Consider the following 13530-nt stretch of genomic DNA (forward strand, 5'->3'; position numbering starts at 1 on the left):
GGGACAGCAGGGTGTGCGGCTCCTTTTTCTCGGTAACGCTATATCAGCGCAATGTGAATTCAGTGCAACTCAAATCAGATGGCGCATGGAGCGCTATTTTTTCGAGTTGCACTATTTATAGCATTTCAATAACAGTAGGTTAGCGCTGAGTTGCCGCCTTCATTGCGCGTACAAATTCGGCCAACTGACGCAACATCTCACTAGGCTGAGCAACATTTTTCTCGATGATTTTGACAATGGCTGAACCGGAAATGGCACCGGCTGCACCAGCTTGCAGCGCCAGTTTAACCTGTGACGGTTCAGAGATACCAAAGCCTTGCACTGCCGGTGCAGCCTGGTATTGCTGTAATTTTTCCAGCAAGTGTTGCAGAGGCAACTCAGCACGTTTTTCACTGCCGGTGACGCCAGCACGTGACAGCAGATAGGTGTAACCCTGACCATGACTGGCGATATTACGCAGCAATTCGTCACTGGCATTGGGTGGGCAGATGTAAATTGGCGCGATACCCTGTGCGATGGCAGCCGCGTGGAACGGAGCTGATTCTTCAAATGGCACATCTGCAATCAAGACCGAATCGACACCAGCAGCGGCACACCGCTGATAGAACTGATCAATACCACGATGAAACACCAGATTAGCATACATCAACAGGCCAATTGGGATATCGGGGTACTTTGCCCGGATGGCCGCCAACATCTCAAAACAGCGTGTAGGTGTCACTCCAGAAGAAAAAGCACGCAAGGTAGCGGCCTGGATGGTTGGGCCATCCGCAGAGGGATCAGAAAATGGGATACCCAGTTCCAGTGCATCAGCACCATTCTCGATCAAAGTGTCGATGATCTGTAACGACAACTCCGGATTGGGATCACCCAAGGTGACAAACGGCACAAAAGCGCCCTGATTATTGTTTGCCAGTTGGGTAAACCGTTGCTGATAACGTCCCATCAAATGCCTCCTTGTGCTTGCAGAATATCGTGAACAGTAAAGATGTCTTTATCACCACGCCCAGATAAATTGACTACCAGCGTCTGTGATTTTTCTGGCTCAGCCTGGATCATCTTCAATGCATATGCCAGCGCGTGTGACGACTCTAGTGCTGGGATAATTCCCTCATGACGGCAGAGTGCCTTGAACGCGGCCAGGGCTTCATCATCGGTAATCGAGACATATTGCGCGCGCCCGATACTGTTCAGGTAGGCATGTTGCGGCCCAACGGAAGGGAAATCCAATCCTGCTGAGATGGAATATGACTCTTCGATCTGCCCCTCCTCAGTCTGCATCATCGGTGCTTTCATACCAAAGTAGATACCGATGCGGCCATGTTTCAGTGGTGCGCCATGTTGCCCCGTTTCTATCCCTAAACCAGCCGGTTCGATACCAATTAACGCAACCTCTGCATCATCAATAAAATCGGCAAACATGCCAATCGCATTGGAACCGCCACCTACACAGGCCAGCACGGCATCAGGCAGGCGGCCTTCGCGCTCCAGCAATTGCGCTTTCGTTTCGGCACCGATCATACGCTGGAACTCACGCACGATAGTCGGATAGGGGTGCGGGCCAGCAGCGGTACCCAACATGTAATGCGCTTTTTCATAACAGCCTGACCAGTCACGCAGTGCTTCATTACAGGCATCTTTTAGTGTTGATGAACCACTGTGTACCGGGATCACCTCCGCGCCCATCAGACGCATACGGAAAACATTCGGGGCCTGACGCTCAACATCTTTCGCACCCATATAGACACGGCATTTTAACCCCAGCAGGGCACAGGCCAGGGCAGATGCGACACCATGCTGACCAGCGCCGGTTTCGGCGATGATCTCGGTTTTCCCCATCCGTTTGGCCAGCAGAGCTTGGCCCAGTACCTGGTTGGTTTTATGTGCGCCACCGTGCAGCAGATCTTCACGCTTGAGATAGAGCTTGGCGTTGGTTCCGGCAGTCAGATTTTTGCACAGTGTTAATGCTGTTGGACGACCAGCATAGTTTTTTAGTAAATCGAGAAAATCAGCCTGAAAACTGGCATCACTTTGTGCATCGACAAACGCCTGTTCCAGTTGTTGTAGTGCGGGCATCAAAATTTGGGGCACAAACTGACCACCAAATTCGCCAAAATAGGGGTTAAGCAGCGTCATAATATTTCCCGTTAATAAACCATGAAGATAACTTTTATCCAGGGCAGCAACACGCACTGAGCTTTTAGTAAGCCCGTAACTGTTGGAACACCCGAGCTAAGCGTTCGCGATCCTTAATGCCAGGTTGGCTTTCTACGCCGGAATTAAAATCTAGCCCTGCACAGCCCAGTGTCGCCGCTTCTGCACAGTTATCGGCATTCAAGCCACCAGCCAGCATCACATTATCCAGCCGTAGCGCAGGCAATTGAGGCTGTCGTAATAACGACCAGTCAAAACTGATCCCGCTACCGCCGTTACCGTGGTCGAACAGATAGCGGTCAACCTGCTGAAAATCACCGGTGGGCAGAGTTTGCTCCACCCGCAACGCACGCCAAATCTGGCAACTGGCAGGCAGACGGCTACGTAATTTATTGATATAAATTTGATCTTCATCACCATGCAACTGCACGCCATGCAGGCCAAGCTGTTCGGCGCTATTGACCACCGACTCGATCGTTGCATCACGGAACACGCCAATATAGTGCAATGGGGCGGCAGCAATCACGGCACGTGCCGTGGCAATATCGACACAGCGTGGTGACGTGGGCACAAAGATCAAACCACCGTATAGCGCTCCGGCACGGTAAGCTGCGACAGCATCTTGTGGCCGTGTCAGACCACACACCTTGTTTGCGCCAAGCAGCACACGACACACCGCACTGCGCAACTGTTTCTCTGCCATTAAGGCACTGCCGATCAAGAATCCGTTGGCATAGTGGCTCAATTCACGGATCTGGCGGTAGCTGTGAATGCCTGATTCACTGATGATGGTGATGCCAGCGGGGATCTTGGGTGCAAGCAGACGGGTGCGATTCAAGTCGATCGACAGGTCACGCAGATCACGATTATTGATACCAATCACACGCGCATTCAGTGCCAGTGCGCGTTGCAACTCCTGCTCGCTAATGACTTCGGTCAACACCCCCATGTTGAGGCTATGCGCCAAAGCGGCTAACTGCTGGTACTGCTGATCGTCCAACACTGAGAGCATCAGCAACACAGCATCAGCCTGATAGTAACGTGCTAGGTAAATCTGATAGTCGCTAATAATAAAATCTTTGCACAATACCGGTTGTGGTGCTGCCTGGCTTACCAACGGCAGGAAATCAAAGCTACCCTGAAAATAGTGCTCGTCGGTTAACACGGAGATCACCGAGGCAAATTCACGGTAGACGCCGGCGATTTCACTGGGATCAAAATTCTCTCTGATCAATCCTTTGGAAGGGGAGGCTTTCTTGCATTCAAGGATAAAGGCGGTTTTATCCCCTTGCAGTGCCTGATAAAAATCACGCTCACTGGCAGTGATCTGAGATTGAAAACCACTCAGCGGTTGCTGTTGGCTACGTTCAGCCACCCAGCGAGCTTTGTCACGTACAATTTGGTTGAGTACCGTTTCCTGCATCGAATGTTATCCCCTCTCAGCTAAACCAAGAACACGTTGATAGGCTGCGCCACTATTTATCACATCCAGCGCCTGTTGTGCATTATCACGCAGATTTTCCTGGCCAAATAACCGTAATAATAATGCGACATTAACAGCCACTGCGACGGAGTGTGCACGCTGACCATTGCCCTGTAACAGTTGAGTGACCAATTGGCAATTCTCTGCTGGAGAGCCGCCGCGTAAAGCATCCAGCGAATGGCTTTCCAGACCAAAATCATCGGTAGTTAATTGGTAACGTTCAATCTGCCCTTGGTTCAGCTCGACCACTTGGGTCGCCGCATGAATAGCCACTTCATCCATGCCACCACCATGCACCACTGCCGCACGTTTGTAACCTAATGCGCGCAGAGTCTCAGCCACCGGCAGCAACAATTCGGGGCTATAAACCCCGATCAACGCCAGCGACGGTTTGGCCGGATTGACTAATGGACCAAGCACATTAAAGATGGTGCGCGTTTTCAACTGCTGACGTACCGGCATCGCATGGCGAAAACCGGCATGGTACTGTGGCGCAAATAAGAAGCAGACACCAAGCTCATCCAGTGCCTGACGTGAAGCTTCTGCTGGCAGATCAAGCCGGATACCTAATGCCGACAGCAGATCAGAAGAGCCAGAACGGCTGGAGACGCTGCGATTGCCATGCTTAGCGATTTTGGCACCACAGGCAGCGGCAACAAAGGCACTGGCAGTAGAGATATTGATGCTATTGCAGCCATCACCGCCGGTACCAACAATGTCAGCAAAATCATAGTCTGGGCGCGGGAAAGGTAACGCATGTGCCAACAGCGCACTGGCGGCACCTGCCAACTCAGCCGGTTTCTCACCACGGATCTTCATGCTGATCAGCGCGGCGGCCAGTTGGCTATGCTCCAACTCACCACGGATGATGGCACCAAACAGTTGCTGGCTCTCCTGCTGATCCATAGCTTCAGAACGATAAAGTTTATCAAAAATAGCTTGCATATTAATTACCTGGATGATTATCCCAACGCCCACGCCAAGGTTTGTTCAAGTAAACGTGCACCCTGAGTAGTCAGAATTGATTCGGGGTGAAACTGGAAACCACAAACGCGATGCTGTTCGTGGCGTACCGCCATCACCATCTCACCGTAACGGGCATTCACTGTCAGCTCTGGCGGGATCTGGCTACCGACTAAGGAGTGGTAACGAGCAACCGGCAACGGATTATCGATGCCAGAGAACATAGCCTGATTATCATGCTCAATCGCAGAGGCTTTGCCGTGCAGGATCTCACCAGCCTGACCAACATAACCACCATAAGCTTCAACAATGGCCTGATGACCAAGACAGATACCGATAATCGGTAATTGACCACGCAAACGTCGCAGTAGTTCCGGCATACAGCCTGCGGCAGCGGGAGTACCGGGGCCGGGAGACAGCATTAAAATCGGCTGCTTCATCTGCTGCAAATGGGCGATAATAGTATCGGCCGCGAGGTGATTGCGATAAATCACCACATGGTGAGCGGATGAACGCAGTTGATCAACCAGGTTATAGGTAAAAGAGTCGATATTATCGAGTAACAGAATGTCGGCCATTAAAACACCGCCTTAGCGTGATGGGCACTGGCAATTGCATACAGTACTGCGCGTGCTTTATTACGGGTTTCATCTGCTTCTGCCTGCGGATCAGAGTCGAGAACCACGCCAGCACCTGCTTGTACGGTGGCAATACCCTGTTCAACATAGGCAGAACGGATCACGATACAGGTATCCAGATCACCGTGGGCAGTAAAGTAACCCACCGCGCCACCGTAACTGCCACGACGAGAAGCCTCAGCTTCGGCAATCAGTTGCATCGCTCTTACCTTTGGCGCACCGCTTAACGTGCCCATATTCATACAGGCTTGATAGGCGTGCAACACATCCAGATCACTGCGCAGTCTACCGACTACACGCGAAACCAGATGCATCACAAAAGAGTAGCGATCAACTTTGGTCAGCTCAGCGACATGACGACTACCGGCTTCACAGATACGCGCCAGATCGTTGCGTGCCAGATCTACCAGCATCAAATGTTCTGCCAGTTCTTTGTGATCGGTACGCATCTCCAGCTCTAGGCGACTATCGAGATCGGCATCCAGTGAGCCATCTGCCCGCCGACCACGTGGTCGGGTACCGGCAATCGGATAGATTTCAATCTGTCGGCTGTTGGCATCATATTTCAACGCGCTCTCCGGTGAGGCTCCGAACAGCGTAAACAGGTTATCCTGCATAAAAAACATATACGGGCTAGGGTTGTGCTCTTTCAGGCGTTGATAAGCTGCTAGCGGATTGGGGCAGGGCAGTGAAAAACGCCGTGAAGGCACCACCTGAAAAATCTCGCCTTGACGGATCGCCTGCTGTAGTTGGCTGACTACCGCACGATAGGCCTCATCACTCTGGTTACAACCTAGCGACATCTCGCTCAGGGTGTGCTCCGGCAAGGCGAGCGCGGGTTGTGCCAATTCTGCCTGTAGCGCTAACAATCGCTGCTGCAAACGTGATATCTGCGCCGGATCACCGGTGAAGGCACTGGCCTGCAAGCGCGCAGCCTGGTGTTGATGATCGAGTTTCAGCATTGTTTCTGCCAAATAGAAGCAGAAATCCGGGCATTGGTACTGCTGGCTTACAGGCGGCAACGATTCAAAACTGGCGACCAGATCATAAGCGAACAGGCCCCCGAGTAACAGCGCTTCGCGCTCACTCTCGGGGGCATTAACCAGCGAAAGCACGGCACGCAGTGCATCAAAGACTGACAGGGCGCGCAGGCGAGAGTCCTCATCCTGTTCGCTATCAATCACCGGGAATAGCAACTCACGGCGGTTGGAATGAACCAGATTCTCAACCTCACTAGGCAAAGCCTGATCTAACAGTGGCAATAACAGCGCACCGTTATCGGTTAATGCCTGAATAGTCACACTGCGTCCGAGGGCGGTGATACGTAATGCGCTATCAATAATCAACAGACTCTTGAGATCCTGTTTGCTATTAATTTCTGCTGAGTCCAGCAATAACGTGGCAGGGCGTGAACCGCAAAGTTGATGAAAAATGGCTGTTGAATCACAGCGATAATCGGTTGATGCAGTCAGCAGTTTCAAAGTGGGTCTGCTATGTGGCATAAAGTTTTCCATGAAATCAGTGCTAGAAAAAAGCCCGCTGATGAGAGCGGGCCTTGGAAATCTGCGGCGTCAAACGACAGCGATGCGCGATTACTCAACCCAACATTGAGAACTACGCCACCAACGAAGAAGAGAAATCTGCTTACCCATCTTGTCCACTGCCTTTTGGTTATCTGTTAAACATGGCGACTGCCAGTAATGTTGCACTAGTTAACTAGTTCATGGGTGCAATGTCAATCTCTTTTTTAGCTGAAGTACAAATTGTTTTTCCTGTCGGCAACAGGGCGTGGCGAAAGCCAGCCTGATGCACCACAGAGAGAGTGTGTCATACCGGTGGAGTCTGGTTCTGCTCACCCTGGTAATAGGGATCGACATGCGTCATCACATTTAACACATTAAACTTTTTCAATACGTTATTACGTGCGGCCAAAGCGATATCGTGCCCTTGTTGCACCGAGAGATGGCCATCAATATCCAAATGCACATCAACGATAATCGCATCCCCCATTTTTCTGGTCTTCATATCATGCACACCGCGCACCCCTTCGCTGGACAGCAGCGTGGTTCGGATCTGCTGTTCAATATCACTATCGACAGATCTATCCATCAAGTCGTGCAGTGCGTTGTAAGTGAAGTGATAGCCCATTTTGATCACAATCAGGCCAACGATCAGTGCTGCGACCGGGTCAAGAAATTTAAATCCCAACAGGTTGCCGATAATACCCAGTGCGACCACTAACGAAGAAGCTGCATCAGAGCGCGCGTGCCAGGCATTTGCCACTAACATACCCGACTTGACGCGGTTAGCGACTGCCAGCATATATCGAAAAAGTAACTCTTTGGAAATTAAAGTTAAAACAGCGACAAATAGAGCGGAAACATGCACTTGTGCAATCGATTCTGGCCGGTGTATTTTACCGATTGCCGCCCAGAGCATACCGACCCCCACCAGCAACAGAATAGTGCCGAGGATCAGCGAAGCACCATTCTCATAGCGATGATGTCCATAATGGTGATCTTCATCAGGCGCTTTCTTGCTTTTGGTATTGGCGATCAGAACCACAAAATCAGACAACAGATCAGACAGTGAGTGGATACCATCCGCTATCAGCGCCTGTGATCCGGAAAATATCCCGGTAATAACTTGACAGACTGTTAAAAAACAATTGATTACAACGCTAACCCATGAGCTTTTCTGTGCTGCCTGATAGCGCTCATTGGATGGATCATCTTTTTCTTCAACCATTACTTTTCCTAAACTTCAACCGGTTAATCACACACTGAAACAGTGCGACCACACACCACAGTCGACCTAACCGACCAGACAGCCCCCCCATTCGCGTCCAGCAGTCCACTACCACCGGCAGTATCGTCAGCGACTGAATAAAGCGCCCCAAGCCAATCAGCAACACAGCGTGCTACCCACTGACGGCGAGTGATATCAGTCGCTAGATGAAATCGAATAGAGGCGATCGAAATGTGCGTTGTCTCACAATGTGCGCTGACATAGTTAACTACCGACCCGATAAAATTGCTAGCGACATCCCTGATTTTATTTTTCCCAGCTTGAGGCGCTTGACGCAGAATCCCTTTATCGACAAGCATTAAGCGCCCGATCTACGGTGGAACATTCCGGCAGCAATCGGCAACACCAGCCAACCTGTAAAGAGGGCGTTTATGCAGTGGTTACTGACTAATCCTGTCGACCTTTCTGGTCTCGAACTGTGCTATATCGCCTTACTGGGTATCGCGGTGGGCAGCTTTCTCAACCTGGTGATTGTGCGCCTACCGCTGATGTTACAGCAGCAGTGGCAACAGGCAGCACAGCGCCAGCTAGCACTGCCCCTGGAAGAGAACACGAGCAAAATCAACCTACTGATACCGCGATCCTATTGCGACCACTGTCAGCAGAGGTTACAGATTAAAGATAATATTCCACTGCTCAGTTTCCTATGGCTACGTGGGCGCACCCGTTGCTGTCAGCAGGCAATTCCTTACTATTATCCGGTGGTGGAAGCAGCAACTGCACTGTTATTTGTAGTTGCTGCCCGAGCAGGCTACCCGGCGATACAACTGCTCGGTGTGTGGTATTTGCTATCGTCACTGGTAGTCCTGGCATTGATTGATCACTATCATCAGCTATTGCCAGATCTGATAACGCTACCGCTGCTGTGGCTTGGTTTACTGTTTAACCTAGCCGATTACTTTGTCACCCTGCCACAAGCAGTGACCGGCGCGGTAATGGGGTATGTCATGTTATGGATACTATTCTGGCTGGTTAAGTGGTGTACTGGGCGCGAGGCGATTGGCTATGGCGATTTCAAATTACTGGCTGCGCTGGGGGCTTGGTTTGGCTGGCAGGCACTGCCATCACTGCTGTTGCTGGCGACAGTCAGTGGCCTACTGTTTGCGTTGTGGCAATACCGTTCACTCTCATTGCTGCGGCATCAACCGATTGCGTTTGGCTGCTGGCTAGCATTAGCCGCAACCGCTGTACTGTTTAGCAACATAACTTAACTGTATGTAGACTGGCGGTATGAAGACTGTGTTGATTTCAGTAAGCTTACCCATCAATCACAATGAATCAAGGAGCAAGGCATGTATAGTTATCACTCCACTACACCGAGTGTGCGCTTGACGACTGCACGGCAAGTAGTACGTCTGGTTCATCAGCGCGATGCACAACGCTTGGCCGATTACTATCGTGAGAATCGCAGTTATCTACAGCCTTGGGAACCGATCCGTGATGAAACCCACTGCCAAGCTTCAGGCTGGCAGTTACGTTTGGAGATCATCACCGATATGCAACAGCAGGGCAGCGCTTACTATTTTATTCTGCTTGATCCCGACGAGCAGGAAGTACATGGTGTAGCCAATTTTACGAATGTGCTGCGTGGTGTTTTTCACGCCTGCCATCTTGGTTACTCGCTGGCAGAACAGAAACAAGGGCAGGGATTGATGCATGAGGCATTGCAGGCCGCTATTCGCTATATGCAGCGTCAGCAGAGAATGCACCGCATCATGGCGGGATATATGCCGCATAATCAGCGTAGTGGTGCGCTGTTAGCCCGTTTGGGATTTGAGCGTGAAGGCTACGCGCGAGACTATCTGCTAATTAATGGCAAATGGCGTGATCATGTTCTGATGGCATTAACCAATGATCAGTGGCAACCGGCACGTTGATGGCAGAAGATAAACTGATTCAGAATGGTCACCATGGTGGTGAAACAGTAGCAATACTACTGTCAACGCCACTGTGGCCGTGGTTGTGGCAACAGGGATAGCTATTGCCCGGATTCACCCGTAAACTAGCGCCTGATTTTACCCAGCTATGTTCAGAAAAATATCATGAATCTACTTAAATCACTGGCCGCCGTTAGCTCAATGACGATGTTCTCCCGCGTGCTTGGTTTTGCGCGTGATGCGATTGTTGCGCGGGTCTTTGGTGCCGGTGTGGCAACCGACGCATTTTTTGTGGCGTTTAAATTGCCTAACCTGTTACGCCGCATCTTTGCTGAAGGGGCATTTTCGCAGGCGTTCGTGCCGATCTTGGCCGAGTACAAACAGCAGCAGGGCGAGCAGGCAACTCGCACCTTTATCGCCTATGTTTCCGGACTACTGACATTGGTGTTGGCGCTGGTGACAATCATCGGTATGGTTGCGGCACCGTGGGTGATCTATCTCACCGCCCCCGGCTTTACCGATACGCCGGATAAATTTGCGCTGACATCAGCACTGTTACGCATCACCTTCCCCTATATTTTATTGATTTCGTTAGCCTCACTGGTTGGAGCGATCCTTAACACCTGGAACCGCTTTTCCATTCCGGCATTTGCGCCAACGTTACTCAATGTCAGCATGATCGGTTTTGCGCTATTTGCTGCCCCCTATTTTGATCCGCCAGTGTTAGCGTTGGCTTGGGCGGTGGTGGTCGGTGGTGTGTTGCAACTGGGCTATCAGCTACCGCATCTAAAGAAGATCGGGATGCTGGTGTTACCGCGTCTGCAACTGAGAGATGCCGGTGTCTGGCGAGTGATCCGCCAGATGGGGCCGGCAATTGTCGGGGTGTCTGTTAGCCAAATTTCATTGATCATTAATACCATTTTTGCCTCTTTTCTGATTTCTGGTTCGGTGTCATGGATGTATTACGCCGATCGCCTGATGGAGTTCCCCGCAGGGGTCTTAGGGGTTGCATTAGGCACTATCCTGCTGCCGTCACTGTCGAAGAGTTTCTCCAGTGGTGCTCATGAGGATTACAACCGCTTGATGGATTGGGGCTTGCGCCTCTGTTTTGTACTGGCGCTACCCAGTGCAGTGGCGCTCGGTATTTTGGCAAAACCGCTGATCGTGTCACTGTTTCAGTATGGCAAATTTAATGCCTTCGACGCAGCAATGACCCAGCAGGCGCTGGTTGCCTACTCAGTCGGCCTGCTTGGACTGATTGTTGTCAAAGTGCTCGCTCCCGGCTTCTATTCACGACAGGATATTAAAACGCCAGTAAGAATTGCGATGGTTACCCTGATCCTGACTCAGGTGATGAACCTCATTTTTATTGGTCCATTTAAACATGCTGGACTTTCACTCTCGATTGGTCTGGCAGCCTGTTTAAATGCCTCGCTGCTCTATTGGCAACTGCGTAAACAGAAAATTTTCCAGCCACAACCGGGCTGGTGGCTGTTTCTGGCTAAACTGCTGCTGGCGGTATCAGTCATGGCCGCCGTATTGATAGCGGTGATGGCAGTGATGCCAGCGTGGGAACAGGGCAATATGCTGGCGCGTCTGCTGCGTTTGGCGCTGTTAGTTGCCGCCGGTATTGCCGCCTATTTTACCAGCTTGGCACTACTTGGTTTCCGCCCAAGAGATTTTTCACGACGAGTGAAGTAGCGCGGGTTGAACTACCGCTGCCCCCAATAACGTAGGGGGCAGCAGCGTCGGACGCAGTCGCGTAGGAGAACCAACAGCAAAGGTCGCTACGGTGACATGAGAAATGACATAGCGTGACCGTTGACCGGCACCCGTTACATTCGCTCGACAGTCTCAATACCGAGCGTATCCAAACCGCTCTTCAGTGTTTTGGCAGTCAGCAGCGCTAACTTCAAACGACTCTGACGCAGTTGAGCATCGTCGATATTCAAGATCGGACAGTGTTCATAGAAACCAGAAAACAGACCGGCTAAATCATAAAGGTAGCCACACATCACATGCGGCGTTCCGTCACGGGCGACCACCGTGAGCACCTCTTCAAATTGCAGTAGCCGAGTTGCCAGTGCAATTTCTCGCTCTTCACTCAGTGTTAGCGGCAGTGTCAGTTGGTTTTCGTCCAGCTCAGCACGCTTGAATACCGACGCAATGCGGGTGTAGGCATATTGCAGATAAGGTGCAGTGTTGCCTTCAAATGCCAGCATGTTATCCCAGTCAAACACATAATCGGTGGTACGGCTTTTCGACAGGTCGGCATATTTTACTGCACCGATACCGACTACCTGAGCCAGCTTAGCCTGTTCTTCGGCAGGCATATCAGGGTTCTTCTCACCAATCAGTCGGTGGGCACGTTCCACGGCTTCGTCGAGCAGATCAGCCAGTTTCACCGTACCGCCAGCACGAGTTTTAAATGGTTTACCATCCTTGCCCAAGATCATGCCGAACATATGGTGTTCCAGGGTAACGCGCTCTGGCAGGTAACCGGCTTTACGCACAATCGACCACGCCTGCATCAGGTGTTGATGCTGACGTGAGTCAATGTAGTAGAGAATACGGTCAGCGCCCAGTGTCTCAAAGCGGTACTTGGCACAGGCGATATCGGTGGTAGCGTAGAGGTAGCCGCCATCTTTTTTCTGGATGATCACCCCCATTGGCTCACCCTCTTTATTCTTGTGTTCATCCAGGAACACTACCGTAGCGCCATCGCTCTCAACTGCCAGCCCTTTTGCTTTCAGATCGGCAACAATATCCGGCAACATGGCGTTGTACAGGCTTTCGCCCATCACGTCGTTTTGGGTCAGGGTGACATTCAGACGCTGATAGGTGAGTTGGTTCTGCGCCATGGTGATATCAACCAGTTTGCGCCACATCTGCAGGCAGTATGGATCGCCACCCTGCAATTTCACTACGTAGTTACGTGCTTGTACCGCAAACGCGTCATCTTGATCGTAGTGTTGTTTTGCAGCGCGGTAAAACTGTTCAAGATCCGCCAGCGCCATATCGCCGGCCTGCTCGTTCTGCATCTTCTCCAGGTAAGCGATCAACATACCAAACTGGGTGCCCCAATCGCCGACATGGTTGGCACGGATCACTTTATGGCCGAGAAACTCCAGCGTGCGTGCGGCGGCATCGCCAATCACGGTCGAGCGCAGATGACCGACATGCATCTCTTTGGCGACATTCGGTGCCGAGTAGTCAATCACGATAGTCTGCGGTTGGACAGCAGCGATGCCCAATTTCGGTGCGCTAATCAGTTGATCAGCCTTGGCAGCAACCCATTCAGGGTTAAGAAAAATATTGATAAAACCTGGCCCAGCAATTTCCACTTTGCTGGCGATGTCGCCCAACGCCAACTGTTGTAGCACCTTTTCTGCCAGTTGCCGTGGTGCGATAGCCAGCTTTTTAGCTGCCGACATCATACCATTGGCCTGATAATCGCCGAACTGCGCCTTTGCCGATGGGCGTACTTGCGCGTTGCAGTCGCTGGGCGCGCCGGCAGCAATCAGCGCCTGATTCACTTTGTCTGAGAGAAGAGCCTGGATATTCACTGGAGTACCTTAATGAGCGATACGAAATAGCTGGCGATTGT

The 13530-nt window shown here is 51.3% G+C and carries 12 protein-coding genes and 1 other annotated feature; of the genes, 3 read left to right on the plus strand and 9 right to left on the minus strand.

Annotated features, from left to right (window positions below; all coding sequences use genetic code 11):
• Positions 1-139 precede the first annotated feature (139 nt).
• The 8 genes from trpA to EOJ37_RS14395 form a co-directional block, all read right to left on the minus strand.
• On the minus strand, positions 140-946 hold the full coding sequence (gene trpA, locus EOJ37_RS04825; protein WP_127958377.1) for a tryptophan synthase subunit alpha: 807 nt from the start codon (positions 944-946) through the stop codon (positions 140-142).
• Entirely contained in the window at positions 946-2136 is a 1191-nt protein-coding gene (gene trpB / locus EOJ37_RS04830; RefSeq protein WP_127958379.1) for a tryptophan synthase subunit beta, read from the minus strand. The genes trpA and trpB overlap by 1 nt, the downstream gene beginning before the upstream one ends.
• A 64-nt stretch (positions 2137-2200) precedes the next feature.
• Entirely contained in the window at positions 2201-3577 is a 1377-nt protein-coding gene (gene trpCF / locus EOJ37_RS04835; RefSeq protein WP_127958382.1) for a bifunctional indole-3-glycerol-phosphate synthase TrpC/phosphoribosylanthranilate isomerase TrpF, read from the minus strand.
• 6 nt (positions 3578-3583) lie between these two features.
• Positions 3584-4582, minus strand: coding sequence for an anthranilate phosphoribosyltransferase (gene trpD / locus EOJ37_RS04840; RefSeq protein WP_127958384.1), 999 nt, complete (start codon positions 4580-4582; stop codon positions 3584-3586).
• 17 nt (positions 4583-4599) lie between these two features.
• The gene (locus EOJ37_RS04845) at positions 4600-5178 is read right to left on the minus strand and encodes a glutamine amidotransferase-related protein (RefSeq protein WP_127958386.1); all 579 of its coding nucleotides are present in this window, start codon (positions 5176-5178) and stop codon (positions 4600-4602) included.
• On the minus strand, positions 5178-6740 hold the full coding sequence (locus tag EOJ37_RS04850) for an anthranilate synthase component 1 (RefSeq protein WP_127958388.1): 1563 nt from the start codon (positions 6738-6740) through the stop codon (positions 5178-5180). The genes EOJ37_RS04845 and EOJ37_RS04850 overlap by 1 nt, the downstream gene beginning before the upstream one ends.
• Before the next feature lie 24 nt (positions 6741-6764).
• Positions 6765-6869, minus strand: a sequence feature (Trp leader region).
• A gap of 196 nt (positions 6870-7065) precedes the next feature.
• Complete coding sequence (locus tag EOJ37_RS04855; protein WP_127958389.1) at positions 7066-7986, minus strand: cation diffusion facilitator family transporter; 921 nt, start codon at positions 7984-7986, stop codon at positions 7066-7068.
• A complete protein-coding gene (locus EOJ37_RS14395; RefSeq protein WP_155522480.1) occupies positions 7979-8152 on the minus strand; it encodes a hypothetical protein in 174 nt (57 codons plus the stop codon). Before EOJ37_RS14395 ends, EOJ37_RS04855 begins: the two co-directional genes overlap by 8 nt.
• A 265-nt stretch (positions 8153-8417) precedes the next feature.
• Between EOJ37_RS14395 and EOJ37_RS04860 the strand changes: the two genes are divergently transcribed.
• The 3 genes from EOJ37_RS04860 to murJ all read left to right on the plus strand — a co-directional run bounded on the left by EOJ37_RS04860 (position 8418) and on the right by murJ (position 11624).
• Positions 8418-9257 (plus strand): prepilin peptidase, encoded by an 840-nt coding sequence (locus EOJ37_RS04860; RefSeq protein ID WP_127958391.1) that lies wholly within the window; start codon positions 8418-8420, stop codon positions 9255-9257.
• Between the two features lie 81 nt (positions 9258-9338).
• Positions 9339-9923, plus strand: coding sequence for a ribosomal protein S5-alanine N-acetyltransferase (gene rimJ, locus EOJ37_RS04865; RefSeq protein ID WP_127958394.1), 585 nt, complete (start codon positions 9339-9341; stop codon positions 9921-9923).
• A gap of 165 nt (positions 9924-10088) precedes the next feature.
• Positions 10089-11624: a murein biosynthesis integral membrane protein MurJ gene (murJ, locus tag EOJ37_RS04870; RefSeq protein ID WP_127958396.1), complete on the plus strand. Its 1536-nt coding sequence runs from the start codon at positions 10089-10091 to the stop codon at positions 11622-11624.
• Between the two features lie 134 nt (positions 11625-11758).
• Here the strand turns inward: murJ and argS are convergent, their stop codons facing one another.
• Complete coding sequence (gene argS, locus EOJ37_RS04875; protein WP_127958398.1) at positions 11759-13489, minus strand: arginine--tRNA ligase; 1731 nt, start codon at positions 13487-13489, stop codon at positions 11759-11761.
• Positions 13490-13530 lie beyond the last annotated feature (41 nt).

This window comes from Serratia microhaemolytica, from assembly GCF_004011885.1.
Lineage (GTDB): Bacteria > Pseudomonadota > Gammaproteobacteria > Enterobacterales > Enterobacteriaceae > Serratia_G > Serratia_G microhaemolytica.

Excerpts from the sequence above, each read along its gene's own strand:
- trpA (WP_127958377.1), bottom strand. The coding sequence starts at position 946 with ATGGGACGTTATCAGCAACGGTTTACCCAACTGGCAAACAATAATCAG.
- trpB (WP_127958379.1), bottom strand. The coding sequence starts at position 2,136 with ATGACGCTGCTTAACCCCTATTTTGGCGAATTTGGTGGTCAGTTTGTG.
- EOJ37_RS04855 (WP_127958389.1), bottom strand. The coding sequence starts at position 7,986 with ATGGTTGAAGAAAAAGATGATCCATCCAATGAGCGCTATCAGGCAGCA.
- trpD (WP_127958384.1), bottom strand. The coding sequence starts at position 4,582 with ATGCAAGCTATTTTTGATAAACTTTATCGTTCTGAAGCTATGGATCAG.
- EOJ37_RS04850 (WP_127958388.1), bottom strand. The coding sequence starts at position 6,740 with ATGCCACATAGCAGACCCACTTTGAAACTGCTGACTGCATCAACCGAT.
- trpCF (WP_127958382.1), bottom strand. The coding sequence starts at position 3,577 with ATGCAGGAAACGGTACTCAACCAAATTGTACGTGACAAAGCTCGCTGG.
- EOJ37_RS04845 (WP_127958386.1), bottom strand. The coding sequence starts at position 5,178 with ATGGCCGACATTCTGTTACTCGATAATATCGACTCTTTTACCTATAAC.
- EOJ37_RS04860 (WP_127958391.1), top strand. The coding sequence starts at position 8,418 with ATGCAGTGGTTACTGACTAATCCTGTCGACCTTTCTGGTCTCGAACTG.
- murJ (WP_127958396.1), top strand. The coding sequence starts at position 10,089 with ATGAATCTACTTAAATCACTGGCCGCCGTTAGCTCAATGACGATGTTC.
- rimJ (WP_127958394.1), top strand. The coding sequence starts at position 9,339 with ATGTATAGTTATCACTCCACTACACCGAGTGTGCGCTTGACGACTGCA.